Source organism: Curtobacterium sp. NPDC086286, from assembly GCF_044746255.1.
In the GTDB taxonomy this organism is placed as follows: Bacteria; Actinomycetota; Actinomycetes; order Actinomycetales; family Microbacteriaceae; genus Curtobacterium.
The window spans coordinates 10,800-37,783 of sequence record NZ_JBIVBW010000006.1; the positions used below are offsets into that span (position 1 = coordinate 10,800).

28 protein-coding genes are annotated in these 26,984 nt (G+C 72.2%); 12 read left to right on the forward strand and 16 right to left on the reverse strand.

Annotated features, from left to right (window positions below; genetic code table 11):
• Positions 1–52: 52 nt before the first annotated feature.
• Positions 53–3,571, forward strand: a complete 3,519-nt coding sequence (locus ACIPKM_RS11825; protein ID WP_402736787.1) for a TM0106 family RecB-like putative nuclease — start codon at positions 53–55, stop codon at positions 3,569–3,571.
• 9 nt (positions 3,572–3,580) lie between these two features.
• Here ACIPKM_RS11825 and ACIPKM_RS11830 read toward each other — a convergent pair whose 3' ends face one another.
• From ACIPKM_RS11830 to ACIPKM_RS11845, 4 genes are all read right to left on the reverse strand, one after another.
• Complete coding sequence (locus ACIPKM_RS11830; protein ID WP_070418571.1) at positions 3,581–4,009, reverse strand: SseB family protein; 429 nt, start codon at positions 4,007–4,009, stop codon at positions 3,581–3,583.
• Positions 4,010–4,095: 86 nt separating this feature from the next.
• Positions 4,096–4,764, reverse strand: a complete 669-nt coding sequence (locus tag ACIPKM_RS11835) for a GPP34 family phosphoprotein (protein ID WP_402736788.1) — start codon at positions 4,762–4,764, stop codon at positions 4,096–4,098.
• Positions 4,765–4,856: 92 nt separating this feature from the next.
• On the reverse strand, positions 4,857–5,660 hold the full coding sequence (locus ACIPKM_RS11840) for an SDR family oxidoreductase (RefSeq protein WP_402736789.1): 804 nt from the start codon (positions 5,658–5,660) through the stop codon (positions 4,857–4,859).
• 120 nt (positions 5,661–5,780) lie between these two features.
• Complete coding sequence (locus tag ACIPKM_RS11845; RefSeq protein ID WP_402736790.1) at positions 5,781–6,617, reverse strand: HNH endonuclease family protein; 837 nt, start codon at positions 6,615–6,617, stop codon at positions 5,781–5,783.
• 125 nt (positions 6,618–6,742) lie between these two features.
• Between ACIPKM_RS11845 and ACIPKM_RS11850 the strand changes: the two genes are divergently transcribed.
• The gene (locus tag ACIPKM_RS11850) at positions 6,743–7,288 is read left to right on the forward strand and encodes a cysteine hydrolase family protein (protein ID WP_071301813.1); all 546 of its coding nucleotides are present in this window, start codon (positions 6,743–6,745) and stop codon (positions 7,286–7,288) included.
• A 33-nt stretch (positions 7,289–7,321) separates the two neighbouring features.
• Positions 7,322–8,101 carry an aldo/keto reductase gene (locus ACIPKM_RS11855; protein WP_402736791.1) on the forward strand — a complete coding sequence of 260 codons (780 nt, stop codon included), beginning with the start codon at positions 7,322–7,324 and terminating at the stop codon, positions 8,099–8,101.
• A gap of 12 nt (positions 8,102–8,113) precedes the next feature.
• On the opposite strand, the gene ACIPKM_RS11860 is transcribed toward ACIPKM_RS11855, so the two are convergent.
• Complete coding sequence (locus tag ACIPKM_RS11860; RefSeq protein WP_402736792.1) at positions 8,114–11,404, reverse strand: SNF2-related protein; 3,291 nt, start codon at positions 11,402–11,404, stop codon at positions 8,114–8,116.
• A gap of 44 nt (positions 11,405–11,448) precedes the next feature.
• The gene (locus ACIPKM_RS11865) at positions 11,449–12,129 is read right to left on the reverse strand and encodes a hypothetical protein (protein WP_402736793.1); all 681 of its coding nucleotides are present in this window, start codon (positions 12,127–12,129) and stop codon (positions 11,449–11,451) included.
• Positions 12,130–12,215: 86 nt separating this feature from the next.
• Here ACIPKM_RS11865 and ACIPKM_RS11870 point away from each other — a divergent pair, with 86 nt between their 5' ends.
• Entirely contained in the window at positions 12,216–12,521 is a 306-nt protein-coding gene (locus ACIPKM_RS11870) for a hypothetical protein (protein ID WP_070418579.1), read from the forward strand.
• A gap of 61 nt (positions 12,522–12,582) precedes the next feature.
• On the forward strand, positions 12,583–13,032 hold the full coding sequence (locus ACIPKM_RS11875) for a BLUF domain-containing protein (protein WP_070418580.1): 450 nt from the start codon (positions 12,583–12,585) through the stop codon (positions 13,030–13,032).
• 9 nt (positions 13,033–13,041) lie between these two features.
• Here the strand turns inward: ACIPKM_RS11875 and ACIPKM_RS11880 are convergent, their stop codons facing one another.
• Entirely contained in the window at positions 13,042–14,472 is a 1,431-nt protein-coding gene (locus ACIPKM_RS11880) for an amino acid permease (protein ID WP_402736794.1), read from the reverse strand.
• Positions 14,473–14,639: 167 nt separating this feature from the next.
• On the opposite strand from ACIPKM_RS11880, the gene ACIPKM_RS11885 reads away from it, so the two are divergent.
• Entirely contained in the window at positions 14,640–15,128 is a 489-nt protein-coding gene (locus ACIPKM_RS11885) for a DUF427 domain-containing protein (RefSeq protein ID WP_071296660.1), read from the forward strand.
• Between the two features lie 9 nt (positions 15,129–15,137).
• On the opposite strand, the gene ACIPKM_RS11890 is transcribed toward ACIPKM_RS11885, so the two are convergent.
• Positions 15,138–15,473 (reverse strand): hypothetical protein, encoded by a 336-nt coding sequence (locus ACIPKM_RS11890; protein ID WP_139199182.1) that lies wholly within the window; start codon positions 15,471–15,473, stop codon positions 15,138–15,140.
• A gap of 83 nt (positions 15,474–15,556) precedes the next feature.
• On the opposite strand from ACIPKM_RS11890, the gene ACIPKM_RS11895 reads away from it, so the two are divergent.
• The 3 genes from ACIPKM_RS11895 to ACIPKM_RS11905 all read left to right on the forward strand — a co-directional run bounded on the left by ACIPKM_RS11895 (position 15,557) and on the right by ACIPKM_RS11905 (position 16,904).
• Entirely contained in the window at positions 15,557–15,937 is a 381-nt protein-coding gene (locus tag ACIPKM_RS11895; RefSeq protein ID WP_402736795.1) for a hypothetical protein, read from the forward strand.
• Positions 15,938–16,035: 98 nt separating this feature from the next.
• Entirely contained in the window at positions 16,036–16,356 is a 321-nt protein-coding gene (locus ACIPKM_RS11900; RefSeq protein WP_139219841.1) for a hypothetical protein, read from the forward strand.
• A gap of 95 nt (positions 16,357–16,451) precedes the next feature.
• Positions 16,452–16,904 carry a hypothetical protein gene (locus ACIPKM_RS11905; RefSeq protein WP_402736796.1) on the forward strand — a complete coding sequence of 151 codons (453 nt, stop codon included), beginning with the start codon at positions 16,452–16,454 and terminating at the stop codon, positions 16,902–16,904.
• 8 nt (positions 16,905–16,912) lie between these two features.
• Here ACIPKM_RS11905 and ACIPKM_RS11910 read toward each other — a convergent pair whose 3' ends face one another.
• Complete coding sequence (locus tag ACIPKM_RS11910; protein WP_070418587.1) at positions 16,913–17,533, reverse strand: hypothetical protein; 621 nt, start codon at positions 17,531–17,533, stop codon at positions 16,913–16,915.
• 116 nt (positions 17,534–17,649) lie between these two features.
• Positions 17,650–19,125: an APC family permease gene (locus ACIPKM_RS11915; protein WP_402736797.1), complete on the reverse strand. Its 1,476-nt coding sequence runs from the start codon at positions 19,123–19,125 to the stop codon at positions 17,650–17,652.
• A 138-nt stretch (positions 19,126–19,263) separates the two neighbouring features.
• Here ACIPKM_RS11915 and ACIPKM_RS11920 point away from each other — a divergent pair, with 138 nt between their 5' ends.
• Entirely contained in the window at positions 19,264–19,689 is a 426-nt protein-coding gene (locus tag ACIPKM_RS11920; protein ID WP_071296665.1) for a DUF6892 domain-containing protein, read from the forward strand.
• Between the two features lie 124 nt (positions 19,690–19,813).
• On the opposite strand, the gene ACIPKM_RS11925 is transcribed toward ACIPKM_RS11920, so the two are convergent.
• From ACIPKM_RS11925 to ACIPKM_RS11935, 3 genes are read right to left on the reverse strand one after another with little or no spacing between them, the layout of a single operon-like run.
• Positions 19,814–20,431 (reverse strand): uracil-DNA glycosylase, encoded by a 618-nt coding sequence (locus tag ACIPKM_RS11925; RefSeq protein WP_402736798.1) that lies wholly within the window; start codon positions 20,429–20,431, stop codon positions 19,814–19,816.
• Positions 20,428–21,630, reverse strand: a complete 1,203-nt coding sequence (locus tag ACIPKM_RS11930; RefSeq protein WP_071296667.1) for a glycosyltransferase — start codon at positions 21,628–21,630, stop codon at positions 20,428–20,430. The genes ACIPKM_RS11925 and ACIPKM_RS11930 overlap by 4 nt, the downstream gene beginning before the upstream one ends.
• A gap of 9 nt (positions 21,631–21,639) precedes the next feature.
• Positions 21,640–22,476 (reverse strand): DUF429 domain-containing protein, encoded by an 837-nt coding sequence (locus ACIPKM_RS11935; protein ID WP_261646258.1) that lies wholly within the window; start codon positions 22,474–22,476, stop codon positions 21,640–21,642.
• 201 nt (positions 22,477–22,677) lie between these two features.
• On the opposite strand from ACIPKM_RS11935, the gene ligD reads away from it, so the two are divergent.
• Positions 22,678–23,697, forward strand: a complete 1,020-nt coding sequence (gene ligD / locus ACIPKM_RS11940; RefSeq protein ID WP_261646257.1) for a non-homologous end-joining DNA ligase — start codon at positions 22,678–22,680, stop codon at positions 23,695–23,697.
• 5 nt (positions 23,698–23,702) lie between these two features.
• On the opposite strand, the gene ACIPKM_RS11945 is transcribed toward ligD, so the two are convergent.
• On the reverse strand, positions 23,703–23,846 hold the full coding sequence (locus tag ACIPKM_RS11945) for a hypothetical protein (protein WP_175473622.1): 144 nt from the start codon (positions 23,844–23,846) through the stop codon (positions 23,703–23,705).
• A gap of 82 nt (positions 23,847–23,928) precedes the next feature.
• On the reverse strand, positions 23,929–24,978 hold the full coding sequence (locus ACIPKM_RS11950) for an ATP-dependent DNA ligase (protein ID WP_261646256.1): 1,050 nt from the start codon (positions 24,976–24,978) through the stop codon (positions 23,929–23,931).
• A gap of 120 nt (positions 24,979–25,098) precedes the next feature.
• Between ACIPKM_RS11950 and ACIPKM_RS11955 the strand changes: the two genes are divergently transcribed.
• Entirely contained in the window at positions 25,099–26,142 is a 1,044-nt protein-coding gene (locus tag ACIPKM_RS11955) for an MBL fold metallo-hydrolase (RefSeq protein WP_261646255.1), read from the forward strand.
• Positions 26,143–26,286: 144 nt separating this feature from the next.
• On the opposite strand, the gene ACIPKM_RS11960 is transcribed toward ACIPKM_RS11955, so the two are convergent.
• Positions 26,287–26,919: an FMN-dependent NADH-azoreductase gene (locus tag ACIPKM_RS11960; protein WP_070418597.1), complete on the reverse strand. Its 633-nt coding sequence runs from the start codon at positions 26,917–26,919 to the stop codon at positions 26,287–26,289.
• Between the last annotated feature and the right edge of the window lie 65 nt (positions 26,920–26,984).

The window sequence follows — 26,984 nt, forward strand, 5'->3', positions numbered from 1 at the left end:
TGTCGGCGGGCGGGCCTAGGCTCGCAGGGCACCGAGGAGACGGGGGAGACGCATGCAGATCGGCGGCGACGGGCAGGTCCTGCTCAGTCCGAGCGACCTCTCGACGTGGGCGGCCTGCGAGTGGGCGTTCCTCCGGCGCATGGACGTGAAGCTCGGCCGGGGCGAGCCGCTGCCCGAGTCGCACGACGACATGCTCGAGCGCACCGCACGCCTGGGGGACCAGCACGAGCTCGACTACCTCGCCATCCTGAAGGACACGCGGGACGTCGTCGAGTTCGACCGACCGGCGCCGGCCGAGTACCCGTCGGCAGCGGCGGCCGCGCTGGACGCGATGCGCACCGGCGCGGACGTCCTCTACCAACCGACCTTCTTCGCGCCGCCGACGGCAGAGGCCCCGGGCTTCATCGGCTTCGCGGACTTCATCGTGCGGAACGATTGCGGCCAGTACGAGGTGTACGACACCAAGCTCGCCCGCCACGCCAAGATCAGCGCCCTGCTGCAGCTCGCCGCGTACGCCGAGCAGATGCAGGCGCACGGCATCCCCACCGGCGAGCAGGTCCACCTCGTGCTCGGCGACCGGACGACCACCACGCACGACCTCGCCGACATCGCACCGGTGTACCGGACGCAGCGCGCCGAGCTGCAGCGGGTGATCGCTGAGCGCCTGGCCGAGACCGAGCCGCTGCAGTGGGCCGACCCGCGGTACTCGTCGTGCGGCCGGTGCGACGTGTGCACGACACAGGTCGCCGAGCACCGCGACCTGGTCCTCGTCGCGGGCATGCGACTCGACCAGCGGACGAAGCTCATCCGGCAGGGGGTGCGGACGATCGACGAGCTGGCGGACCGGACCACGGCCGTGCCCGGTCTCCCGCGCGGGACGCAAGCGCGGCTGGTGCGTCAGGCGCGCCTCCAGGTCGACACCGAGCACGCGCGGACCGCAGCCGACGGCGCCCAGGCGACCGGGACGACCAAGCCGCTCTTCGAGGTGCTCGACGCCCGAGCGCTCGACGCGATCCCGACGCCGGACCCGGGCGACGTGTTCTTCGACTTCGAGGGGGACCCGCTCCACACCGAGGACGGCGTCCACTGGGGACTCGACTACCTGTTCGGGCTCGTCGACCCCGAGGCGCGCTTCACGGCGTTCTGGGCGCACACGATCCGCGACGAGCGGCAGGCGCTGCTGGACTTCCTCGCCTTCATCGAGGCTCGGCGGCAGCAGTACCCGGGGATGCACATCTACCACTACGCGGCGTACGAGCGGACGCACCTGCTGTCCCTCGCGGCCCGGCACGGCGTCGGGGAGGAAGCCGTCGACGACCTGCTCCGCGCGGGGGTCCTCGTCGACCTGTACCCGATCGTGCGCAAGGCGCTCGTGGTCGGCAGCCGCAGCTACTCCATCAAGAAGCTCGAGCCGCTCTACATGGGTTCGGACCTGCGGCTCAGCGATGTGACGAACGCGGCGGACAGCATCACGGCGTACGTCGACGCGATCGAGGAGCTCCGGAACGGCGACGCCACCGCCGGGCAGCACATGCTCGACGAGGTCGCTGACTACAACGCCTACGACTGCCGGTCCACGCTCCGGCTGCGCGACTGGCTCCTGTCGCTCCGAGCGACAGCGCGCGCGTCCTCGTCCGCGCCCGTCGCTGCCGAGCCGGACGAACTGCTCCCGCCGATCCCGGTCGACCGCGAACCGAACCCCGTGTACACGGCGCTCGCCGCGCAGCTCGACGGGGTCGACGCCCTCGACCGGACGCCCGACCAGACGGCGTTGGCGCTCGCCGCAGCCGCGATCGACTACCACCGGCGCGAGGCGAAGACCTTCTGGCAGGACCACTTCGACCGCCTGCGGAACCCGGTGGACGAGTGGGCGGACACCCGCGACGTGCTGGTCGTCGAGCGGGCATCGGTCGAGCGTGACTGGGACACGCTGCCGCGCGCCCGGTCGCAGTCCCGAGAGATCCGGTTGTCGGGGACGCTCGCGCCCGGTTCGCGGCTCCGTCCAGGAGGCACGCCCCACCTCGTCTACGACGACCCGCTCCCGCCGTCGATCGCCGCTCCGGCGCCGGGTTCGAAGGGCGCGTCGGCTCGCGCCGTCGTGCTCGACGCGTTCGAGGACGGTGACGGCTTCGAGGTGCTCGTGAAGGAGAGCCTGCCGGTCGGCGGCTCGCCGCACGAGGACTTCCCGGTCGCCCTCGCACCGGCGGCACCACCGCGGGCGAAGCCCCAGCCCGAGGCGATCGCGGAGTGGGGACAGGCGGTCCTCGACGCCCAGCCCGCCATGCTGCCCGATCCTGCGCTCGACCTGCTCCGCCGGATCCCGCCGCGGGGGCCGATCGTGCCCGTGCAGGGGGACGACACGGTGTCGGCCGTGGTCGCGACGCTGCTCGGCCTCGACCGGTCGTACCTGGCGATCCAGGGCCCTCCGGGGACGGGCAAGACGTACGTCGGGTCGAACGTCGTCGCGCGGCTCGTGCGCGAGTACGGCTGGCGCGTCGGGGTCGTCGGACAGTCGCACGCGACCTCGGAGAACTTCCTGGCGTCGGTGGTGCAGGCCGGGGTGCCCGCCGACCGCGTCGTGAAGGTGCCCCGGGCGGGAGCGGACCCGGACGACGTCGAGTCGGCACCGTGGACGCCCGTGAAGAACAACGCCGCCGTGGCTGCGTTCCTGTCGTCCTGCGCCGAGACCGGCAGGGGCGGGGTCGTCGGCGGGACCGCGTGGACCTTCGCGAACGAGGGCACGATCCCGCGCCGCTCCCTCGACCTGCTCGTGGTGGACGAGGCCGGGCAGTTCTCCCTCGCGCCGACGATCGCGTCCTCGATCGCGGCGACGCGTCTGCTCCTCCTCGGGGATCCGCAGCAGCTGCCGCAGGTGTCGCAGGGGTCCCACCCGGAGCCCGTCGACGAGTCGGCCCTCGGCTGGCTCGCCGACGGCCAGCACGTGCTGCCGGACGCGTTCGGGTACTTCCTGGCGCGGACCCGGCGGATGGAGCCGGCACTCACGGCGTCGGTGTCGGCGCTGTCGTACGACGGGCAGCTCGCGTCGATGGTGTCCGGGCGACACCTCGACGGCATCGACGCGGGCGTCCACCCGGAGCCGATCGTGCACGCCGGGAACACCACGTCCTCGGTGGAGGAAGCGGCTCGGGTCGTCGCCCTCGCGCAGGACGTCGTCGGTCGGCGGTGGGTGGACGGTGACACCGAACGCGTGCTGACGGACGAGGACGTGATCGTCGTCGCGCCGTACAACGCCCAGGGTGCGGTGATCCGTGACGCCCTCGACCGTGCAGGACTGCGGGGGACGCAGGTCGGCACCGTGGACCTGTTCCAGGGGCGCGAGGCCGTCGTGTCGATCGTGTCGCTCGCGGCGTCGAGCGCCGCCGACATCCCGCGCGGGCTCGACTTCCTGCTCATGCCGAACCGGTTGAACGTGGCGCTGTCGCGGGCGAAGTGGGCGGCGTACCTCGTGTACTCGCCGGCGCTGGCGACGGGCTTGCCGCCCTCGATCGCCGGGCTGTCGCTGCTGTCCCGGTTCATCGAGCTCGTCGAGCCCGGTCCGAGCAGCCGCTAGGCGACGGGGTCAGCCCTGGTCGGGGTCCTCGTCGAGCTGGACACCGCTCTGCATCTGCGCGCGCATGCCCGCGAGGACGTCGGCGTGCAGGAAGTTCGCCTCGGCGGCACTCGTGGGGTCGACGACGATGCCGAACTCCTCCGGCAGTGCCGTCACGAGCTCGGACATCGACACCGGACGGCCCTCGGTGTCGGGCAGGCCGGCGGCGAGTTCGGCGGGGTCGGTGAACACGGGGACGAACGGCTTCTCCCGGATGACCACGTGCGCGACGCTTCCGCCGTCGGGAGCGTCCGCGGGTCGCCACGGCACCCACGCGGCGCTGCGGAGGAAGCCGGCGGGCGAGGTCGCCATGCGCCTCCGGAGTTCGGCGGCGGCGGTCGGCGGGGTCTTGTCGACGCCGCGGCCGAAGGCGGATCCCGTCTGGTCGTTGGTGCTCATGCGGTTCCCTCCCGGGGGTCGTCGACCATGCTGTCACGGCCGACGGGGTCGTCACGACGTCGCAGGACGGACGCCGGCGATCGGGCTCAGCTTGAGGAGATCGTCGCCGTCGTCGCGGCGGTGCTCGCCGCCACCGTCGCCATGATCGCCGCCGTCTGGATGTCCTCGAGCACGGCCTTGACCGCGGGGCTGGCCCAGCCGCCCGAGGTGACCTCCTTCACGAGCGCCCGGTCGACCTTGCCGAACTGCTTGCGGAGCGTGCTGGTCGCGTCGAGCAGGCCGATGACGGCGGCGGCGAACGGCGTGGGTTCGGCGCGCCCGGCGAGGACGTCGCCGATGCCGGCGCGGAGGAGCGCCTCGGGGCCACCGTCGCGCTCCGGGTACTTCGTCGTGGGGAAGATCCCGAGCGTCTTGCCCTGTTCGAGCGTGATGTGGCCGCGTGCGATGAGGCCGGCGAACACGTCGTCGCGCAGCGGTCGCTTGCCGATGCGGGTGATCCACCACTTCGCCTTGCGGGGCTTGTCGGCGGCCGCGATGGTGCCGACGACGCCGTCGAGGACCGGGTCGCCGATGGCCGCACCGTTCACGACGGTGACGAAGCCGTCCTGCAGTGAGACGACGCCGCGCAGGGCGAGGTCCGCGAGGACGGCACCGGCGAGCCCGGCGTCGAGGGTCTGCACGTCCGTGGACTTCCGCCCGTCGGACTCGATCTGGAGGAGCGCGAACGCCTGCGGGACCGTGAGTTGCTCAGCCATGTCCGCAGCCTGCCACGCGGGGCGGGGGTGCGCCGCGCCTCCAGGCCGATGCCCAGCGCACGTCGAGGTGGCCGCGCGCCGGGCTGTGTGACTCAGTACGCGGCGGACTGTCCGCCGTCGATCGGGACGACCGTGGCGTTGACGTACGAGGCGTCGTCGGACAGCAGGAAGGCGACGACCGCGGCGATCTCGGGCGCCTCGCCGTAGCGCTTGGAGGGGTTGACCTGGATGAACTCCTCGGCGGCCTTGCGGGGGTTCTCCGGGTCGAGCTGCTTCATCGAGTTCTCGACCATCGGCGTCCAGATGGCGCCGGGGGCGATGGCGTTGATGCGGATGCCGTAGCGGCCGTACTCGACGGCCGAGTTGCGGGTGAGACCGACGACACCGTGCTTGGCGGCGGCGTAGCCGGACTGGTTGCCGATGCCGCGGATGCCGCCGACGCTCGCCGTGTTGACGACCATGCCAGAGCCCTGCTCGCGCATGATCTTCAGGACCTTCTCGAGGCCGAGGAACACACCGCGCAGGTTGATCGAGACGACCTTGTCGAACTCGGCGGCGGTGAACGACTCGGTCGGGTTCTGCTTGCCCTCGATGCCGGCGTTGTTGAAGAAGCCGTCGATGCGGCCGAAGCGCTCGGTGGTGGCCGTGACGTAGGCCTCGACCTGTGCCTCGTCCGAGACGTCGGCGACGGTGGTGAGGACCTCGGCGTCGGGGGCGGTCTCGAGCACGGCGGCCTTCGAGGCCTCGAGTCCCTCGGAGGAGACGTCGACGAGGGAGAGCTTCGCGCCCTCGGCGGCGAGACGGACGGCGGTCGCACGGCCGAGGCCGGAGCCGCCGCCGGTGATGAGGACGACGCGGTCGGTGAAGCGGGCGGTGGGGGAGCTGGTTGCGGTCATGGGGAGGCCTCCTGAGGTCTTCGACGGTGAAGGGCTCGGGGTCCGCGGTGGAGCAGCGAGTCCGAACGATGCATTCGCATCGACGGGAGTTAGGCTACACCTGTTGTCTTGCGGCCGTGCTCAGCAGGTCCGCAGGATCCGCGCCATCGCGTCGTGCTCGGCGGGGGCCACCCACAGGCGGTACTTCGTCTTCACCGCCACCTGGTGCTCGATGTACGTGCACCGGAACGACTTGTCCGCCGGCAGCCAGGTCGCGGCGTCGCCGGAACGCTTCTGCGCGTTCGAGTGCTGGTCCACCGCGAACAGGTTCGCCGGATCGTTGGCGAGTGACTCCCGCTCACGCTGCGAGAGCTGCTGGGCCCCGGTCCGCCAGGCGTTCTCGAGCGCGACGACGTGGTCGATCTGCACGAGCGTGGAGGTCGTCTCGCCGCGCACGAAGCCGATCGTCGCCCCGGTGTACGGCGACACGAGCGTCCCGGTGAGCACCCGGCAGGGGCCCTGGCGGGTGATCGCCGAGAGGTCCCGCGCCAGCACGTCGTTCCGCGTGTCGCAGCCGTTCCGGTCGACGTCGAGCCACGCGGTGCCGAAGTCGCCGACCCGGTCGTACCCGGTGGCGGGGGCCTTGCCCTTGACCGGCAGGGCGGCGAGTTCGGCCCGCGCGGTGGCTGCTGTTGCGGCGTCGGTCGCGCTCGTCGCGCTCGTCGCGGTCGGCGCGCTCGGCGCGCTCGGCGCGCTCGTCGCGTCGGTTCGGGAGGCGCCGGTCGTCCCCGGCGCGCCCGGTTCCGTCTCGATGGTGGGGGCGTCGGTCCCCGTGCGCGCGCTGGTCGTCGCCGGTGCGGCTTCGGCGTCGGGCGCGATGATGCCCGCGGTGTGCAGGGCGTACCCGCCGACGGCGAGTGCGAGGACGACGAGGACGGACGTGAGGCTGGTACGGGTGCGGCGTCGGCGGGACGTCATGCGTGGGTGGAGCTCCTGGTGGTGCGGTGGTGCGGTGCACCGACGATGATGCCGGACACGTCGGACATCGCCCCGGACCCCGGCGGAGGGTCGGCCGCCCGGCCCGCCGGAGTAGCGTCCACGAGGTGGGCACCGCACTCCTCGTCATGGACTACCAGAACAGCATCGTCGAACGACTCGGTACGGACGAGGCCCTGGCTGCCGCGACGGCAGCGGTCTCGGCCGCCCGGGAGCGCGGCATCCCCGTGGTCTTCGTCCGCGTGGCGTTCCGGCCGGGCGCCCCCGAGGCCGCGCGCACGAACAAGATGTTCGGCGGGATGCGGGAGCGCATCGGGGCCCAGACCCCGGGGTCGACCGACGTGCACAGCGCGTTCGGGGTCGGGGACGACGACCTCGTCGTGACGAAGCTCCGCGTCAGTGCCTTCGCCGGGTCCGACCTCGAGGTGCTGCTCCGCGGCCTCGAGGTCCGCGACCTCGTGCTCGCCGGGATCGCCACGAGCGGCGTCGTCCTCTCGACGCTGCGCCAGGCGGCGGACCTCGACTTCGGGCTGACGGTCCTCTCGGACGCGTGTGCCGACGGCGACGCGGAGGTCCACCGCGTCCTCACCGAGAAGGTCTTCCCGCGGCAGGCCGAGGTCGTCACCGTCGCCGAGTGGACCGCCTCGCTCTGAACCGTTCCGCGGGCACGGCGTAGACACGGGTACATGACCGATTACGCGAACCCGTCCGTGTCCGTCACCGGTGGGTCGATGCCGCTCCTCGGCTTCGGCACCTGGCAGATCCCCGACGCCGAGGCGCCCGCCGCCGTCGGCGAAGCACTGGCGGCCGGGTACCGCCACATCGACACCGCCACCGGGTACCGCAACCAGCGCGGCGTCGGGAAGGCCGTCGCCGAGTCCGGACTCGCCCGCGACGAGGTCTTCGTGACGACCAAGTTGCCGCCGGACAACGCCGACCGCGTGCGGGAGACCATCGAGGAGAGCCTCGACCAGCTCGGCCTCGACCACCTCGACCTCTGGCTCGTGCACTGGCCGCCGAACGGCGAGGCACGCCCGGACGTGTGGGAGCAGGTCGTCCAGGCGCAGTCGGACGGCCTCACGAAGGCGGTCGGGGTGAGCAACTACTCCCTCGCGCAGATCGACGAGCTCGTCAGCGCCACCGGGGTCACCCCGGCCGTGAACCAGATCAAGTGGAGCCCCGTCGAGTTCGACCGCGCCGTGGCGGACGGGCTCGCGTCCCGTGGGGTCGTCCTCGAGGGCTACAGCCCCTTCAAGGCGAGCAACCTGCAGGACCCGACGCTCGTCGACATCGCGACCGCCCACGACGCGGACAGCGCACAGGTCATCGTCGCCTGGCACGTCGCGCACGGGTTCGTCGTCATCCCGAAGTCGTCGAACCCCGAGCGCATCCGGTCGAACGCCGCCGGCGCCCGCATCGAGCTGTCCTCCGACGAGGTCGCTGCGATCGACGCCCTCGCCCGCTGACCCTCGGCCGCGTCAGGCCAACAGGGAGCGGATGTCGTCGGCCGTGAGGTCCTCGGCGAAGAGGGCGTCGTCGTCGATCATCGTCGCGAACAGCTCGGCCTTCTTCGCCGCGAGCGCGAGGACCTTCTCCTCGATGGTGTCCTCGGCGATGAACCGCTGCACGTTCACCGACCGGGTCTGGCCGATGCGGTGCGTCCGGTCGACCGCCTGGTTCTCGGCGGCGGGGTTCCACCACGGGTCGAGCACGAACACGGTGTCCGCCTCGGTCAGGGTCAGCCCGAAGCCACCGGCCTTGAGCGAGATGAGGAACGCCGGGGCGGTGCCGTTCCGGAAGCGGTCGATGACCTCGGGGCGGCGCCTCGTCGAGCCGTCGAGGTACTCGTAGCCGACGCCCCGGTCGTCGAGGGCGGTGGCCACCATGCGGAGGAACGACGTGAACTGGCTGAACACCAGGGCGCGGCGACCCTCGGCGGCGAGCTGTTCGAGTTCGTCGAGCAGGAGGTCGAGCTTCGCGGAGGACAGGTCCTCTCGCGAACCGTCGACCAGCGCCGGCGACAGCGCGAGCATCCGTAGCAGGGTCAGGGACCTGAACACGATCATCCGGTTCTTCGCGAGGTCGTCGATGAGGTCGAGGACCTTCAGCCGCTCCCGGTTCAACGTCGTCTCGTACAGGGTCCGGTGCGCGGGGTCGAGCGTCACCCGGACGACCTGCTCCTGCTTCGGCGGGAGGTCGGCGGCGACGCTCTCCTTCGTCCGCCGGAGCATGAGCGGCCGGATCCGCCGTCGGAGCCGCGCGGTGAGCTCCTGACGGGCGGCGCCGCGGAGGTCCGGCGAACCGAGCGGCTTCACGTAGTCGTCCCCGAACCGCGACCACGACGACAGCAGCCCGGGCGCGACGATGTGGAACAGCGCCCAGAGGTCCGTCAGCCCGTTCTCGAGCGGCGTGCCCGTGATCGCGAACTTCACCGGCGCGCGGAGGTCGACCGCCACCCGGTGCGTCTGCGACTGCGGGTTCTTCACGAACTGCGCCTCGTCGAGCACGAGGGCCGCCCACGGCAGGTCCGTGTACGCCTGCGCGTCGAGCCGGAGCAGCGCGTACGAGGTCACCACGATGTCCGACGCGGCAGCAGCGCGTGCGACGAGCCCGGGGTCCTTCAGCGTCGTCGCGCCGATCGTGGTGACGCGCAGCGACGGCGTGAACCGGGTTGCCTCGGCCGCCCAGTTGCCGACGACCGAGGTCGGCGCGACGACGAGGAACGGCGGCGCATCCGGCGAGGACGCGCGCGCGGCGGCGATCGTCGTGAGGACCTGCAGCGTCTTGCCGAGACCCATGTCGTCCGCGAGCACCCCGCCGACCCCGTGCGACAGCAGGAACGACAACCAGGCGTACCCGGTGTGCTGGTACGGCCGGAGCTCGGCGTGCACCGAGTCCGGCACGGACACCGACTCCGGCGGCGTCGCCCCGAGCAGCCCCGCCGCGATCGCCTCCCACCGCTCGTCGTGCGAGGTCTCGTCGGCCAGCTGGTCGAACTCGGACCACAGCCCGGCCTGCAGCGGCGTCACGGTCATCGGCTGCTCGGGCTCCCACTCGTCGAGGTCGCGCGCCTCGTCGATGAGCTCCTTCAGCCGGTCGAACGCGGGGTCGGACAACGACAGGTACGAGTTGTCGATGAGCTTCATCCGCCGGTCCCGCTTCGCGAGCGCCCGGAGCAGCGGCGTGAACGGCACCTGCTTGCCGTTCACGGACACGAAGATGCCGAGGTCGAACCAGTCGTGCTTGTCCGACGGCATGGTCGTCACGCGGATGTGCGGCCGACCGGTCAGCCGTTCGTAGTCGACGCGTTCGCCCTGCACGACGGTGCGGACGCCGAGCGCCGGCAGCTCCGGCAACAGCTCGTTCGCGAACACCGCGACGTCGGCACCGTCGATCGTGCCGTCCTCGAACCACGCGAGTCCGCCGCCGGGTCCGGTCGGGCCGGCCGTGTCGTCGGCCGCGCGCAGCCCGGCGAGGTCCGGGAGGGGTCCGTGCAGCGCGACGGGGTCCTTCCGCGCGTCGACGTGCCAGCGCCACTGCAGGTGCACGCGGTCGTCCGTCCGGGGCGCCCGGGCCGGTTCGAACGTCGCCGTCAGCACGAGTTCGGGCGGCGTGCGCTCGGGCAGCTCGACGGAGCCGTCGGCGCTGACGAGGCCGAGCGCGCCACGGAGCCGTGGGGACCAGTCGGCGAGGAACTCCGCGACCTCGGGCTCCGGAACGGTGATCCGGGCGCCGTCGACGAGCATGCGCCGCTGGTCCTCCGGCACGGGGGTGACCGTCGGGGCGAACGCGACGTGGAACTCGGGGCTCTCGCGGAAGACGTAGACACCGTGGTCGCCGATCGTCCGGGCCGTGCCGGGAGCCGCCGGTCGGCCGTCGAGGACCGCGCTCGCACCGATCACGAGCCCGCCGTCCTGCCGGGCGACGTCGAGGAGCACACGTGCCTCGGCTCCGAGCACGGCACCGCCCTCGCGCTTGCCGGTGACGAACGCGATGCCGAGGGCCGGTGCCTGCGTGAGGAGCGGCCAGAGCAGCGGACTGCCGAAGTCGTCGAGGTGGATCCAGTCGGCCTCGCCCGGGAGCCCGGCGAGCTGTCCGGCGCGGTGGAGCGCGGCGAACTGGACGAACCAGGCGTGCTGCTCGGGGGAGAGGCCGAGCCGGTTCATCGAGTAGGGGAGGGCGCCCCACGTCAGCTGCCCCCGAACCCAGTTGCCGGCATCGCTGCGGGTCACCGGGCGGACGCCGAGTCGCACCGACCGCGAGGCCGTCGGCAGCGCGCGACCGGCGGCTCGCGCACGCGAGGCGAGCCGGGCGGAGACCGCGTCACGCAACTCGAACTGCAGTCCCATGGGGGTGCCCTGCGGCTCGGCCACCTGCGCGTCGTCGCCGGCGAGGCGGGCGAGGTCGTGCCTCCAGTCCGAGGGCGGCGGAGCCGGCTGTTCCGGCTTCGGGCCGGCGGCCGCGGCGAGTGCGCGGGCGTTGACGGTGAGCAGGGCGGCGGCGACGTGCTTGCAGTCGCCGCCGAGCGGGCAGGTGCAGGTGCTGCGGACCGGACGGACGAACTCGCCGCGGGCCGGGGTGGTCTCGATGCGGAGTTCGTACGGGTCGTCGGCGGAGCCGGACACCGTGGCGGTGACGGTGCCGTCGTCGTCGTGCCAGACGACGTCGTCGACCAGGCCCGCCCGGACGAGGTCCCGCGCGCGGCCGAACGCCTGCGGCCCGACGAAACGGATGACGTCGACGGCGTCGATCATCGGGGCGGCTGGCACGGGTCAATCGTGCCAGGTGCCACCGACCTCCGGCGCTCGCCGGGTCAGCGGATCGACCAGGTGCTGCCGGCGTTCAGCTGCAGGACGGACGGGCCCTTCGACAGGGTGATCCGCTTCGAGAGGTCCTTGCCGGAGCCGTTGTCGCTGGCAGGGATGGTCTCGTAGTCGTTGCGGAGCAGGGTTTCGCGGAGCATGCACGTCGCGACACGAGTCGTCGTGCACCGCAACTGGCGGGTGGCCGTCGCGCCCCAGTAGAGCATCACGTTGTCGCCGTGGCCCGAGGCGGTCAGTGCCGGGGCGCTCGAGACCTGGCTGAACCGCAGGGTCCACTGCCCCCTGGCCTCGACCTTGAGCGCGGCGGGCTTCCGCCACGAGTCGGTGCCGTAGGCGACGCGGCCCGTGTACTTGCCGCCCTGGCCGATGGGGTTCGAACCGGTCGGGCCGCCCTTGCTGTTGCGCTCGTGCACCTCGAACTCGGTGTGCTCGGCATCCGCCGGGGTGAACGTCGCGACGATGATCCCGCTGCGGGCGTTCTGCGGGAGCACGATCGTGGCGTTCCGGCTGCCCGACTTCGTGAACGGGGTGAACGTGCCGTACTGGTGATCGTACTGCGCCTTCATCGCTGCGGGCATCCCGGCGGCCTGCGCCGGCGCGACACCGACGAGGGACGACACCACGGCGGCGACGCTGACGACGAGTGCTGCGGTGAGGGTGGTGCGGCGCATGGGACTCCTCCGGATCGGCGTTCCCGATGATGGCGTGCGGCACCCGCGTGCGACAGACCCTGTCCGGGGGCCGCGATACTGGGTGGGTGACGACACTGCGAGGAGAACTGCGCTCGACCGCGACGACGGAGGCCGAGGGCAGCGGCGAGAACATCGAGGCGGCGCGCACGGCGGCGGTCGAGGCCCTGGACCTGCACGGGTTCGAGCTGCAGCAGGTGAACGCGGTCACGAGCAAGGCGACCGGCGAGACCACCGTGCGTGCGATCGCCCGTTCCAAGGAGACCAGGCCGCACGAGGCGACCGGGCAGACCTACGAGGAGGCGCTGCAGGCCTTCCGCGCGTCGATCCCCGAGGGGTGGCAGGCCCAGAACATGCGCGAGATCCGGTCGTAGGGCGTCCGGCGTCCCGTTCTGGGGGAGTCGCGTGCGCGCGGGAGCGGGCAGGATCGACGGCATGCTGCAGTCACTCGTCTACATGAGCGCGGCCACGGAGCCGTTCGACGACGACGCCCTCGACGAGGTGCTCGCCCACGCCCGTGCCCGGAACACCGCCGACGGTCTGACCGGGCTGCTCGTGCACCGCAACGGGCGGTTCATGCAGCTGCTCGAGGGACCGTACGAGCAGGTGTTGTCGACGTACCAGCGGATCCTCGCGGACGAGCGCCACGACGAGGTGCGGCTCCTCGCCGAGGAGTCCATCCACACCCGGCGCTTCCCGGAGTGGTCGATGGCGTACGACCGCGACGTCGAGGGAGCTGCGACGCCGGAGGGCTTCAGCGACTTCCTGACCTCGGGGGACCAGAGCGCCGACTCCGGCCGGTCCCGGGAGCTGCTGCGGTGGTTCCGCAACCACCCGATGGCCGACCCGACGGCGGCGAAGGGGAAGCACCGCCGGGACGCGTAGGCCGTCCGGTCAGACGATCGGCTTGCCCGTCGCCTCACCGGTCGCCAGCTTGCTGTGCCGACGGGAGTAGCCGAAGTACACGCCGAGGCCGATCGCGAACCAGACCGCGAAGCGCACCCACGTCTCCCACTGCAGGAACGTCACGAGCCACAGCGACGCGATGACGCCGATGATCGGGATCACCGGCATGAACGGCAGCCGGAACTGCCGGTCGAGGTCGGGCTGGCGGTAGCGCAGCACGATCACGGCGGAGCACACGACGACGAAGGCGAGCAGGATGCCGATGTTCGTCAGCTCGGCCACGACCCCGATCGGGAGCACACCGGCCAGGATCGCCGACGCGATGCCGAGGATCCACGTGACGCGGGTCGGCACGTGGCGCTTCGGGTCGGTCTTCGCGAACCACTTCGGCATGAGGCCGTCGCGGCTCATCGAGAACCAGACGCGGCTCGCACCGAGCATGAAGGTCACGAGCACGGTGATGATGCCGACGATGGCGCCGATCGCGATGATGTTCGCCACGCCGCCGAGCCCGACCGAGGCGAACGCCGACGAGAAGCCTGACGCGGGGTCGATGTCGGTGTACTTCTGCATCCCGGTGAGCACCAGGGTCGCGAGGACGTAGAGGACCATCGAGATGCCGAGCGACAGCAGGATCGCCTTCGGCATGTGCTTGCGGGCGTCGGTGGACTCCTCGGCGGCGGTGGACATCGCGTCGTAGCCGAACACCGCGAAGAACACCGTCGCGGCACCGGTCATCACGCCGCCGAAGCCGAACGGGAAGTACGGCGAGTAGTTCGCGCTGTTGATGTGGAACACGCCGAGCACGACGATGAGCACGACGAGGGCGACCTTGATGCCGACGGCGACGAACTCGAACCGTGCGGCGCTGCGGATGCCGCGGGTGAGGACGAATGCGGTGAGCAGGCACAGGATGATCGCGAACACGTCGATCACGTGGCCGTCGCCCGTGCCCGGTGCGCCGAGCATCCAGGCGGGCAGGTCGATGCCGAACTGGCCGACGAGGAACCCGACGTAGCCGGAGATCCCGATCGCGACCACCGCCACGATCGCGGTGTACTCGAGCAGCAGGTCCCAGCCGATGAACCAGCCGACGATCTCGCCGAGGACCGCGTAGCCGTACGTGTACGCGCTGCCGGCCTTCGGGATGAGGCCGGCGAACTCGGCGTACGACAGGGCAGCGGCGGCGCTCGCGACACCGGCGACGAGGAAGCTGATGAGGACCGCGGGGCCGGCGACGCCGTTCGCGACCGTGCCGGCGAGGGTGAAGATGCCCGCGCCGATGATGCCGCCGATGCCGATCGCGGTGAGCTGCCAGAGGCCGAGGTGCCGTTTCAGGCCGCCGTCGCCACCGGTCTCGTCGTCGATCGTCTCGATCGGCTTCCGTCGGAAGAGGGTGCGTGTCGTCGTCGTCGTCACGCGCCCACTCTGCACCCTGCGGGCGCCGCGCGTCCGCCGCGCCCCGCGCCCCGCGCCCCGCGCCCCGCGCCCCGCGCCCCGCGCGACCACGGGCGGGCCGGGCCGGTGGGGCGGGCGCGAGCCGCGCCTCCAGGCCCGCGGGCAGGGAGGCGGCGTAGACGTGACCCATGCGCCGACCGAACCGTACCGAGCCCGCCCCCGGCCAGGAGTCCGTGTGGGACTACCCGAGGCCCCCCGCCGTGGAGCCGGTGCCCGAACGCGTGGTCGTGCGGCTCGGCGGCGAGGTGGTCGTGGACACGACCGACGCGGTGCGGGTGCTCGAGACCTCGCACCCGCCGGTGTACTACGTGCCGATGGCCGACCTCGAGCTCCGGCCGGCCGAGGGGTCGAGCATGTGCGAGTTCAAGGGGCGCGCGCGGTACTTCGACGTGGTGGGCGGGGACGTGGTCGCTCCGCGGGCCGCGTGGAACTACCCGACGCCCGAGCCGGGCTACGAGCAGCTGCGCGACCGGGTGGCGATCTACCCCTCGGCGATGGACTCGTGCGAGGTCGGCGGCGAGGTGGTCCAGGCGCAGGAGGGGGACTTCTACGGAGGGTGGATCACCTCGCGGGTCGTCGGACCGTTCAAGGGGGCGCCGGGCACGCTCGGGTGGTGAGGGGCCGCGTCAGCGGTGGGCGTACGGCGTCCAGAACGGGGAGGGGAAGGCGCCCCCGGTCACGATGACGAGCAACTGCCACACGAGCATCACGAGCCCGAGCACGCCGAGGACGATCCCGATCCACGACCAGACCCGCACGCCTCGTTGCCTCCGTCGTGCGATCGACAGTGCGCGCCAGCCGCTGGCGATGCACACGATGCCGAACACCGCACCGAGCACGACGTGCCGCCCCATCGAGGCCGCGGGGACGATGAACCCCATGTAGAGCGCCATCGGACCGAGCAGCGCGGCCACGACGGCGGGTGCTGCGGGTGGCTCGTGGTCGCGGGAGGCTGTTCCCATGCGTCCGAACCTAGCGGGGCGGTGGCGGTCCGGCACGCCGTGCGGCGCGTGCGGTGGACGTCCGGCACGGGCACGATGGAGGCATGCGATCCTTCCTCCGCGTCCTGCTCGGCCTCGCGCTCGTCTTCGCCGGCACGAGCCACCTCACCTTCGCCCGGCAGGACTTCCGCGCCCAGGTGCCCGACTTCGTCCCGCTCGACGAGGACACCACGGTCCTGGCCTCCGGCATCGCGGAGATCGGCCTCGGCAGCGCCCTCGTGCTCGCACCCCGTCGCTCGCGTCGCTTCGTCGGCACGGTGGCGGCGCTCTTCTTCACCGCGATCTTCCCCGGCAACATCTCGCAGTGGCTGAACCGCCGCGACGCCTTCGGGCTCGACTCGGACGTCAAGCGCATCGGCCGCCTGTTCGGCCAGCCGGTCCTCATCGCCTGGGCCCTCTGGTCCACGCGCGGGCGGCGAGGGTGATGGAAGCCCCCGTGGTCGCGGATCCGCTCGGGTCCGGTCCGGCGGCCTTCGGACGGGAGGCGCGACACCCCCTGGCAGGCGGCCGTCGCGTCGCGGACGTGGTCGCCACGGTCGTGCTGCTGGTGCTGTTGGCAGCGGAGTCGGTGGTCGCCGGTGGCGGGATCGTGTTCCTGTCGCTGGCGTTCAGCTCGTGCGGCGCTCCCGGCAACTCCTGCGACGAGACCCTCGGCGGTGCGGTCGTCTACGTCGGGCCGGTGCTCGTCGCCCTCGTGCTCGTCGCGGCGCTCGTGGTGTGCGTGCTGCGACTGGTTCGGCGGCGGCTCTCGTGGCCGTTCGCCCTCGTTGGCATCGCGGCCGTCGTGGCGGTGTTCTTCGGCGCGATCCTGCTCGTCGACAGCGCGATCACCCACGGCATCTGAGGGTCGTTCCTCCACAGGGCGGCCCCGCGCGGCGGTCGTCCACAGATGTGCGTCTGGTCGCGGTGCGGTGCAGTGGTCTCGGCGACGCTGAGGGCATGCCAGACACCGACATGCTCGACCGCCTCATCCGCACCCCTGCCCGCACCGACGACGACGTGGTGGACCTCGTGACCGCGCTCGTCGAACGCCCGATCACCCGGCAGTGCTGGGTGCTCTTCCTCGACGAACGGGCCGTGCCGGTGTCGTTCGTCATGCCGATCTCCGACCTGCCGTGGCAACCCGACGAACACGTCGAGGACTTCGCCGCGCTGGTCGGGGACGTCCTCGTGCAGGTCGGCGCGGCCGAGGTCGTGCTGGTCTGGGAGCGCCCGGGGGAGTCCCGGCTGTTCCCGGTCGACTGGGAGTGGGTCGACGCGTGCGCCTGCGCGTTCGAGGAGCACCACGTCCGGCTCCGTGCGCAGGTGGCAGTGCACACCGGCGGGGTCGCGATCGTGTCGCTCGACGACGTCGAGCCGGTGGACGACGGTCCGCTCCCGCTCGCCTCGTGACGTGCTGGTCAGCCCTGGGGTGCGGTGTCGGGGACGGTCTCCCCGGTGAGGCCCTCGACGACGGACTTCGCCTCGGGCCAGAACTTCGCGTAGTGGTCGGGGTCCGAGTTGATCTGGACGGCGTGCGCCATCTGGGTCGGGGTCATGGTCTTCCACCCGGGGATCTTCACGAGCTTCGTGTAGAACATCGACGCCGCGGTGTACGGGTCCATCCGCTGCTCGTACGTGCCCCAGGCGCCGTTGTCCCGCTGCTGGAAGAGCCCGCGGCTGTCGGGTCCGGCGGCGTCCCCGTGGTCGAGGTTCACCAGGCTCGACTCCCCGATGGCGGTCATCACGCCGACCGCCTGGGTGTGCGGTCCGATGCCCATGGCCTGTGCGGCGCTGATGACGTACGCGGCGTTGACCAGGCGGTCCTGGCAGAACCCGCCGACGGGGCCCGCGGGGACGACGATGCCGCCGATCGTCCTCGTCGCGACGTCCGGGCAGGTCGGGGTCGGGTCCGCGACGACCCCCTTGGCGGCACCCGTCAGCGAGTTCACCGCGATGACGATGACCACCACGACGCCGATGCCGATCGCGACGACGCCCGCGCCGAACACCGACGCGAGGGTGATGCCGACGCGGCGCATGGCGGGTCCTCTCGAGCGGGGCGGGTCAGGCGGAGCACGAAGAGGCTACGTGCGCCGCCTGGGAACCGCACCCGCCCGATCGGGGGTGTCCGAGGACCGGCTCGGTCGTTCGCGGGTCAGACGTCGCGGTGGTCGTGGTCGTGCGTCTGCGCCGGCTCGTTCGGGCGCTGCACCGTCGTCGGTTCGGTGACGAGACCGGTGGGCGCCTTCTCGGTCTGCTTCCGCCCGTGGGTGAACCACGTCACGATCCACAGCAGGATCCCGAGCGCGAGCAGCGCGCCCGCGATCTGGTACTGCTGCGGGTCGCGGCCGGACGAGAACGGCAGCACGAGCCACAGGCAGGTGACGACACCGATGATCGGCACGATGACACCCGCCCGGAAGTGCTTGTGGTCGACCTTGTCGCGGCGTAGCACCAGCACCGACGCGTTCACGACGGCGAACACCGACAGCAGCAGGAGCGAGGTGGTGCCGCCGAGCACGACGACGATGGGGGAGTCGGGGTCGAGCGAGACCCACCCGATCAGCAGCAGCGAGACGAGCGTCGTGAAGACGATCGCGGTGGACGGGGTGCGGCGGGCCGGCGAGACCTTCCCGAGGAAGCCGGGCAGGACGCCCTGCTTGCTCATGCCGTACAGCAGCCGCGACGCCATCATCATGTTGATCAGCGCGGTGTTGGCCACGGCGAACATCGAGATGAACGGCAGCAGGTCAGCGATCGGGAAGTCCGGGGCAGCGGTCTGCACGACGGTGACGAGCGGCGTCTCGTTGCCGGCGAGCTCACCGATCGGCACGACCGCCACGGCGCAGATGGACACGAGGACGTAGATCACGGCGGTGATGCCGAGACCCGTGAGCATGACCTTCGGGAAGATGCGGGAGGGGTCCTTGGTCTCCTCGGCCATGTTCACCGAGTCCTCGAACCCGACCATGGCGAAGAAGGCCAGTGACGTGGCGGTCGACACCGAGAGCAGGAGCGACTTGTCCTCCGGCGTGTCGAACATGACCACGCGGGAGAAGTCGGCGTTGCCGCCGGCGATCGCCCAGAAGCCGATGAGGATCACCATCACGAGACCGGACAGCTCGACCAGGGTGAGGACGACGTTCGTCTTCACGCTCTCGCTGACGCCCCGGAAGTTGATCGCCATGACCGCGAGCATGAAGCCCATCGCGATGAGCATCACGACCGCGTTCGGCAGCTCCAAGCCGAAGCCGGCACCGAGGTTCGCCGCGAACGCCCGCGACGCCGTCGACGCCGAGGTGATGCCCGAGCACATCACGATGAAGGTCACGATGAAGGTGACGAAGTGGATGCCGAACGCCTTGTGGACGTACAACGCCGCACCGGCCGTCTGCGGGTACTTCGTGACGAGCTCGAGGTACGAGAACGCCGTCAGCAGCGCCACGGCGAACGCGATGAGGAAGGGGAGCCACGCTGCTCCGCCGACCTCTGCCGCGACCTGACCCGTGAGCGCGTAGATGCCCGTGCCGAGGATGTCCCCGACGATGAAGAGCAGGAGGAGTTTGGGACCGATGACCCGCCGGAGCTCTGGCTGCTCCTGTTGCGGGCGCTCTGTGTTGGTGGTGGCCATGCGTCAGCCTGTTCCGCTTCGGGTCATCCTGTCCAGTCTCACAGGCAAATCGCCGCAGATCGCAACATGCTCGTGCTCCGTCGGACACGTGCCACCGCCCCTGTGCGCTCTCGGGTGGCGACGGCTACGCTCCGAGCCATGCACGACGAGACGAACACGACCGAGGAACCCGTGGAGTTCGCCGACTTCAACGCGAAGCTCCTCGTGCTCGACGTGCTCTGCTACGACCTCGACGTCCTCCAGCCCTACGCCGGGGACGACGACGAGAGCGACGAGGACCTCGACGTCGAAGGGCAGGACGACCGTGCGCGCGAGTACTACGACGACCTCGACCTCCTGCCGTCGCAGCTGTCGCTCGTGACGGAGCTGACCGTCGACTCCGACCTCGAGGTCCTGCAGGACGTGCACCCGGGGTGGGACGGCTCCGACGACCGGTACGACCCGCAGAACTGGGACGACGTCCTCGACCTGCCGGCCCTCGGCACCGTGTACGCCGCGGCACCGCTGCCCGCGCACGTGGTCGAGCGGCTCGCCGCGAAGGGCGTCGAGGTCCGCTCCGCCTGAGCCTGCGGCGCCCCGCTGCGCTGCCGGTTCCGTTCGTCGTCGCACAACGCAAGCGCGTCCGAACCACGCCGATCCCCGGTTCCGATGCACTTGCGTTGTGCGAACGCGCCGGGCGCCCGCGCGCTCAGCGGCGGAGCGCCAGCACCTGCTCCGTGAACTGTGCGGCCCCGCCCTGCGCCGGGTGCCGCACCGCCACGGCGTCGATCCCCGCCAGCGCCAACGCGCCCTGCGCCTTCCGCCCCACCGCGACGACCCGGACGTCGTCCCCGCCCGGACCCGCCCGCATCGCATCGAGCAGCGCGAACGCGACGGGCGCGCCCTCCCGGACCTCGGCCGGCCGTGGCGTCCGGTTCGTCAGCCGGTCCGGAGCGGCGAACGGGTGGTGCGGGAAGATCGCCCACGTCATCGGGAGCGCACCGTGCCACGACGCCAGGGCAGCCTGCACGACACGGGACGACGCCTCCCACGGGGCGGTCGGCTCCGGCGGGACGAGGTAGTCCGGCCCGAGCTCCCGCATGCTCGTGAACGGCACGCCGGTGTTCGTCATGCCGCGCCACCCCGGGGCCTCGGCGACGAGCACCGTGTTCGCCTGCGCGCCGACGGTCGTGAGGTACCGCTCGAGGTTCGCCCGACGCAGCCGCCCGGCAGTGGTCGACACGTCGTACAGCGCCTCGGCGTCGTCCGCGACCGGCACGGCGTCGAGCGCTGCCCAGAACGCGTCGAACCGCCCGCCCCCGCTCACGCGCGTCCCAGCACCCGGCGGTACACGTCCTCGAGCCCGGCGGCCGAGCGCTCCCAGCTGAGGCGCTCCGCGTGCTCCCGGCCGGCCGCGGCCAGTGACGCCGCGTACGACGCGTCCGTCAGGATCCGCTCCGTCTCCGCAGCCCAGACTGCCGGATCGCGGGACTCGAGCACGACCCCGGTCTCGCCGTCGACCACGGCCTCACGCAGTCCTCCGGCAGCGGCGGCCACGACGGGCACCCCGGACGCGGAGCCCTCGAGCGCGACGAGGCCGTAGGTCTCCGAGTGCGACGGGACCAGCACGGCTGCCGCGCCGCGGAACAGGAACGCCAGGTCGGCCCGCGACTGCGGACCGACGAACGTCACGCGGTCGGCGATCCCGAGGCGGGCCGCCAGCCGACGCAGTTCGTCCACGTAGTCACCCGCCTCGCTCGAGGCGTCCCCGGCGATGACGAGGGTGGGTCGCGCCTCCTGGCTGATGCCGGCGATCGCCTCGATCGCGAGGTCCAGCCCCTTCAACGGCTGCACCCGCGCCGCGGCGACCACGTACGGGACGTCCGCGCGGCGGGCACCGGCTGCGGACGGACGGAACACCGACCCGTCGACGCCCGGCGGCACGATCCAGATGCGCCCGGTCTCGCCGCCGAGCCGCGTGCGGACGGTGTCGGCTTCGGCCGAGGACACGACGACGACCGCGTCGGACTCGTGCGCGAGCATGCGCTCGCCGGCCATCCGCCCGTCGGACTCCGGACGCTCGCCCTCGGACAGCGGCGTGTCGCTGTCGGCGGCGATCGAGTGGAAGGACTGCACGTGGGGGATGTCCCGCTCGCGGGCCACGGGGAGTGCGGCCGCGCCGGAGAACCAGTGGTGCGAGTGGAGCACGTCGAACGGGCCGAGGTGCTCGAGCTCGCGGCGGAACGGCTCGATGAACGCGTCGTGCTCGCCCTTGGGCACCGGCTCGGCGGGCCCTGCCGACAGGAACCGCAGGCAGACGCCCGGCACGAGCGACACCGAGTCCGGCTGCGTCGGCGACGAGCGGCGCGTGATGATGTCGACGTGGTGGCCGCGGTCCGCGAGGGCCTCGGCCTGGTGGCGGACGACGACGTTCATGCCGCCGACCTCGCCGGAGCCGGGTTCGTCGCCGGGGGAGGTGTGCAGCGACACCAGCCCGATGCGCAGGGGTTCGGTGGTGGTGCTCACCGCGCAAGCCTATCCGCGCGTCGGCCGCTGCGACGGGCGCGCGGGCGCCACCACGACGGGCTGGCGGCCCGCCTCGTCCACGGCGTCGGACGGGAGGCACGGATCGCCTCCCAGGATCTGCACGCGGTCGTCGCCGTGCCGCTCCCAGAACGCGGCCGTCCAGGCGCAGAGGGCCCCGTCGAGCAGGTCCTCCCGGTGCTTGTGCGTCGGCCCGTGGATCCCGGAGGGCTCGGCGAGCGCCCGGGTGAGCGGATGCGTGTCGAGCCGGAGCGGAGGGTCCAGCGGCGTCTCGCGCAGCCGACGCACGAGCTCGTCGAACGCCTCCGCCCGTCGTGCCCGGGCCGTCGCCGGCGGGACGTGCAGGTCGAGACGCTTGTACCGCGGCCGCTCGACGTCGTAGCCGAGCTCCTCGACCCCGACGAGGGTCGTGTACGGGTAGCACTCGAACACCGCCGGACCGGTGCGCTCCCGCATCGCCGCGGTCGACGACACGTACCCGACGCCCAGGGCCGTCAGCCGCTCGAGTAGTCGGGCCCCGGCGCTCGCCGCCGACGCGAGGTTCGTCGGGTTCGCCGCGACCTTCCACCGGCCGTAGCGCTGTCCCACCTGCCGTTCGGCCTCGCGGATGCCGGTCGGGTTCGTCACGACGAGCGAGGCGTCCACGGCGATGAGGGAGCGCTCGCCCAGGTGTCCGGCGATCCAGTCGGTGACGGCGTCGACGCCCCGGGCCCAGCCGGCGTCGGTGACCGCTCCGTCGGTGTCCATCGCGACGAGTCCGGTCTCGTTCGGTGCGCGGGTCGCGGTGCCGAGTCCCCATGCCAGGTCCACCCCGAGGTACGCGTTCACCCTTCCATCGTGCACCCCGGGTGGGCGGGACATGCCGCGCGCGGTTCGCCGAACGGGCGGAACCGGCCGGTCCGGAGCGCCGAGCGTGACGTACTTCGCCCGCTCGACTCCGACCGCCCCGGACCCCGACCCCGACCGCCCCCGACCCCGACCGATCGGGGCTGCGGCCGGGCCCGGGCCCGCCCGTGTACGGTCCGCTGCATGGCGAGCGAAGCAACGACGCTGACGGTCCCGGGGCCGGACGGCGACCGGGAGGTCCGGATCAGCAGCCCCTCCCGCGTGCTCTGGCCCGAGCCCGGCATCACGAAGCTCGACCTGGCGGAGTACCTCGTCGCCGTCGGTGACGCGTTCGTCCGGGCGAACGGCGACCGCCCGATCTCGCTGCAGCGGTTCCCGGGCGGCGTCGACGGCGAGCAGTTCTTCTCGAAGAACCCGCCGAAGGGCGCGCCCGAGTACGTCCGCGCGGTCACCGTCACCTACCCGAGCGGCCGACAGCACCCGCAGCTCGTGGTGGACGAGCCGGCCGTCGCGGTGTGGGCCGCGCAGATGAACACCGTCGTGTTCCACCCGTGGGCCTCGCGCGCCGGGGACCCCGACCACCCGGACCAGCTCCGCATCGACCTCGACCCGCAGCCCGGTACCGACTTCAACGACACCGTCCCCGTGGCGCACGAGCTCCGGAAGGTGCTCGACGAGGTCGGACTGACGGCGTGGATCAAGACGAGCGGGAACCGCGGGCTGCACGTCTTCGCGCCGATCCTGCCCGAGTACGAGTTCCTCGACGTCCGGCACGCGGTCATCGCCGCCGCACGCGAACTCGAGCGACGGATGCCGGACCGGGTGACGACGGCGTGGTGGAAGGAGGAGCGCGGGGAGCGCGTCTTCGTCGACTTCAACCAGGCGAACCGCGACCGGACGATGGCCGGTGCCTACAGTCCCCGTGCCCTCGCGCACGCGGCCGTGTCGACACCGATCGCGTGGGACGAACTCGACGACGCCGATCCGACGGCGTTCACGATCCGGTCGGTGCCGGAGCGGCTGCGGACCACGGGCGACCCGTGGCAGGCGATGCACGACGAGCCCGCGAGCATCACGCCGCTGCTGACGTGGTGGGAGCGCGACCTGGAGAACGGCGAGGGCGAACTGCCCTTCCCGCCGGACTTCCCGAAGATGCCGGGGGAGCCGCCGCGCGTGCAGCCGTCACGCGCGAAGAAGGCCTGAACGGGTCAGACCGCGGCGCAGTCCTCAGCCCGGCCCTCGGGCTCGGCGACGCGCGTGGTGTGTGTCGGGAGCGAGACGCTCGCCGTGTGCAGACGCGTCAACCGGGACCACGTCCCGCGGTGGGCGTCGCTGATGCCGTCGATGATCATGTCCCGCTCCCGTCTGCTCGATGCGGATGCATCCGCATGGAAGAAGTTACCTAGTTAGCCTAACTACATCAATCGTCGAGCGTCAATCGGACAGCAGCACGTCGTCGAGGTCGTACGCCGCCGGGACCTCGAGCTGGTCGAAGCCGCACGAGGCGGCCTCGCGGTCGGGACGCCACCGCTCGAACTGGACCGTGTGCCGGAAGCGGTCGCCCTCCATCTGGTCGTACCGCACCTCCAGGACCAGCGACGGCGCCAGCCGGACGAACGACGTGTCGCGACCCGACGAGAACCGCGAGCGTTCCCCGTCACCGGTGACGGGCCTCCCGTCCGCATCCCGGAGGACCACCCGGTCGAGCTCGTCCACCAACTCGACCCGTCGCTTGTCCGAGAAGGCGGACACGCCGCCCACCTGCCGGAGCTCGCCGTCGTCGCCGTACAAGCCGACGAGCAGCGAGCCGACGCCGGTCCCGCTCTTGTGCACGCGGTACCCGATCGCGACGACGTCGGCCGTGCGGTGGTGCTTGACCTTGAGCATGGTGCGCTTGTTCGGCTCGTACGGCTGCGCCCGGGGCTTCGCGACGACACCGTCGAGCCCGGCACCCTCGAACGTGGTCAGCCACTCGCGGGCGAGGTCGACGTCGAGCGTGGTGCGCGTGACGAACAGCGGGTCGGACATGTCTTGCGACAGCGCGTCCAGGCGCGACCGACGCTCGTCGAACGGCAGGTCCAGGAGCTCCGTGCCGTCCACCGCGAGCAGGTCGAACGCCACGAACTGCGCGGGGGTCTCGGCGCTGAGCTTCGCGATCCGCGAGGCCGCGGGGTGGATCCGCTGCGACAGCGCCTCCCAGTCGAGCCGTTCCGCGCCGGCGTCCCCGGAGCGCAGGATCACCTCGCCGTCGAGGACCACGGGGTGCTCGCGGCCGCCGAACTGTGCGCGGAAGGCCTCGACGAGCTCGGGGAAGTACCGGGTGAGGGGCTTCGCACCGCGGCTGCCGATCTCCACGTCGTCGCCGTCGATGGTCACGATGCCGCGGAACCCGTCCCACTTCGGCTCGTACCGGAGTCCGCCGCGCACGCTGTCGGGTTCGGGGACGGTGGGGACGGCCTTGGCGAGCATCGGTGCGATCTCCATGCGTCCTGTCTACTCGGGCGGCCGCGTCCGTCCGGCAGGTGTCGCTCCGTCGTCGGGTGGCCGTGGCCCTGGAGGCGCGGCTCGGCCCCGTCGCGACCCGCACCTCAGTAGGGTGGTCGCGTGACGACCGTGCCCCCGCCGGCAGCGCCGGCACCGGAACCGATCAGCCCCGTGCAGGCCGCTGCGCTCCGCGACGGCGTCCTGCCGCCCGTGGAGGAGGTCCGCCCGGGCATCTGGACCCTCGCCGTGCCGTTCCGCTTCGGGGTGCCCGACGCGACGCTCGTGTACGTCGTCGAGGGCTCCGACGGCTCGCTCGCGCTGATCGACCCCGGGTGGACCGCCGACGACGGTCTCGACGTGCTCCGCGACGGCCTCACGGCGATCGGGCGGTCGCTCGACGACGTCGGGCTGGTCGTCGTGACACACCTGCACGCGGACCACCTCGGTGCCGCAGCGGCGATCCGACGGGCCACCGGGGCCCGGGTCGCCATGCACCGGCTCGAGGTCGAGGCGCTGCACCGGGAGCGGGCGGACGCCGCGGCGAACGACGCCGACATCGCGACGTGGGGACTGCCGGAGCACCTGCGCGCCGGCGTGGTCGAGGCCTGGGGGAGCGGACGACGGATCGGGCTCGGTCGGACGGCGGAGCCCTTCGCGGACCTGCTGCTCGAGGACGGCGACGTGCTGCCGGTCGCCGGTCGGACGATCCGGACGCTGTGGACCCCCGGGCACACCGCCGGGCACTGCTGCTTCGTCGACGCGGAGGACGGCCTGCTGTTCACCGGCGACCACGTCCTGCCCCGCATCAACTCCGGGATCGGCCTCGGGGGCCGAACCGCCACGAACCCGCTCGGCGACTACCTGGCCTCGCTCGGACGGCTCGACGGCTACGCGGACCTCGAGGTCTGCCCCGGCCACGAGTACCGCTTCCGCGACGTCGTCGGCCGTGCCCGCACCCTGGCGCGGCACCGCGAGGAACGGTCGCGGCACGTCGCCGACGCGCTCGACGCCCTGTCCTCGCCGACGCTCTACGAGGTGGCGTCCCGGGTACCCTTCAGCGGGGGCATCGAGTCGATGACGGGGTTCCTGCTCGCCAGCGCGCTGACGCAGACGGCGTTCCACGCGGCGCTGCTCGGTCGCGCGGACGAGGTCCGCCCCGCCTGACCCCGCCGACCGCGGCGGCCTCGGCGCGGTGGTTCGCGCCGCCGTCGCACAACGCAAGTGCATCCGCGCCGTGGATCGCCGCGGCGCGGATGGACTTCGGTTGTGCGGACCGACGCGGACCGCCGCGGGCCGCCGCGGACCGCGTCAGCCGAGCGTCGCGGCGAGGCGCTCCAGCGTCGTCTTCGCGTCGGCGAACTCGGCGGCGGCGTGGTCCGCGAGCGGCGCGAGGTCGGGCAGCCGGTCCGCCAGGGTCGCACTCACGGTGATCGGGTACGGCTTCATGCCGAGCGCGGTCCCGAGGATGAGGTGCAGGACCGGGGAGCCGTGGTCCCAGCCCTCCGTCGGGGTCCCGGCGTCGTACGTGGCACCCCGGCTGACGACGGTGACGACCGGACGCCCGGCGAGCGGCTGCACGGCACCGGCGAGGACACCCGGCACGTGGATGCGGTCGATCCAGGCCTTGAGCGTCGACGGCACGGTGTAGTTGTACAGCGGCGCACCGACCACGACGACGTCGGCGCCGAGGAGTTCGTCGATCACCTCCTGCCGGAGCGCGTCGGCCTCGGGGGCCACGACCTCGTCGTCCGTGCGGTCGGCGGCGGCCCAGTGCAGCGCCGAGGTCTCGAGGTGGGGGAGCTGGTCGACGTGCAGGTCGCGGCGGACGACCGTGTACTCCGGGCCACGTGCGCGCCAGGCGTCCGCGAAGGCCGCGGTGAGGGCGCGGGAGCGGGAGTGCGCGAGGTCGGCCGAGGAGTCGATGTGCAGGAGGGTGGGCATGGCCCCCACGCTACCGACCGACACCCGCCGGATGACGGGAACGGCCCCGCCGCGCCGGTGAGGGG

Excerpts from the sequence above, each read along its gene's own strand:
- ACIPKM_RS11825 (WP_402736787.1), top strand. The coding sequence starts at position 53 with ATGCAGATCGGCGGCGACGGGCAGGTCCTGCTCAGTCCGAGCGACCTC.
- ACIPKM_RS11855 (WP_402736791.1), top strand. The coding sequence starts at position 7,322 with ATGACCGATTACGCGAACCCGTCCGTGTCCGTCACCGGTGGGTCGATG.
- ACIPKM_RS11945 (WP_175473622.1), bottom strand. The coding sequence starts at position 23,846 with ATGATCATCGACGGCATCAGCGACGCCCACCGCGGGACGTGGTCCCGG.
- ligD (WP_261646257.1), top strand. The coding sequence starts at position 22,678 with ATGGCGAGCGAAGCAACGACGCTGACGGTCCCGGGGCCGGACGGCGAC.
- ACIPKM_RS11840 (WP_402736789.1), bottom strand. The coding sequence starts at position 5,660 with ATGACCGCAACCAGCTCCCCCACCGCCCGCTTCACCGACCGCGTCGTC.
- ACIPKM_RS11915 (WP_402736797.1), bottom strand. The coding sequence starts at position 19,125 with ATGGCCACCACCAACACAGAGCGCCCGCAACAGGAGCAGCCAGAGCTC.
- ACIPKM_RS11830 (WP_070418571.1), bottom strand. The coding sequence starts at position 4,009 with ATGAGCACCAACGACCAGACGGGATCCGCCTTCGGCCGCGGCGTCGAC.
- ACIPKM_RS11895 (WP_402736795.1), top strand. The coding sequence starts at position 15,557 with ATGCGATCCTTCCTCCGCGTCCTGCTCGGCCTCGCGCTCGTCTTCGCC.
- ACIPKM_RS11890 (WP_139199182.1), bottom strand. The coding sequence starts at position 15,473 with ATGGGAACAGCCTCCCGCGACCACGAGCCACCCGCAGCACCCGCCGTC.
- ACIPKM_RS11875 (WP_070418580.1), top strand. The coding sequence starts at position 12,583 with ATGCTGCAGTCACTCGTCTACATGAGCGCGGCCACGGAGCCGTTCGAC.
- ACIPKM_RS11835 (WP_402736788.1), bottom strand. The coding sequence starts at position 4,764 with ATGGCTGAGCAACTCACGGTCCCGCAGGCGTTCGCGCTCCTCCAGATC.
- ACIPKM_RS11910 (WP_070418587.1), bottom strand. The coding sequence starts at position 17,533 with ATGCGCCGCGTCGGCATCACCCTCGCGTCGGTGTTCGGCGCGGGCGTC.
- ACIPKM_RS11865 (WP_402736793.1), bottom strand. The coding sequence starts at position 12,129 with ATGCGCCGCACCACCCTCACCGCAGCACTCGTCGTCAGCGTCGCCGCC.
- ACIPKM_RS11885 (WP_071296660.1), top strand. The coding sequence starts at position 14,640 with ATGCGCCGACCGAACCGTACCGAGCCCGCCCCCGGCCAGGAGTCCGTG.
- ACIPKM_RS11905 (WP_402736796.1), top strand. The coding sequence starts at position 16,452 with ATGCCAGACACCGACATGCTCGACCGCCTCATCCGCACCCCTGCCCGC.
- ACIPKM_RS11920 (WP_071296665.1), top strand. The coding sequence starts at position 19,264 with ATGCACGACGAGACGAACACGACCGAGGAACCCGTGGAGTTCGCCGAC.
- ACIPKM_RS11845 (WP_402736790.1), bottom strand. The coding sequence starts at position 6,617 with ATGACGTCCCGCCGACGCCGCACCCGTACCAGCCTCACGTCCGTCCTC.
- ACIPKM_RS11960 (WP_070418597.1), bottom strand. The coding sequence starts at position 26,919 with ATGCCCACCCTCCTGCACATCGACTCCTCGGCCGACCTCGCGCACTCC.
- ACIPKM_RS11950 (WP_261646256.1), bottom strand. The coding sequence starts at position 24,978 with ATGGAGATCGCACCGATGCTCGCCAAGGCCGTCCCCACCGTCCCCGAA.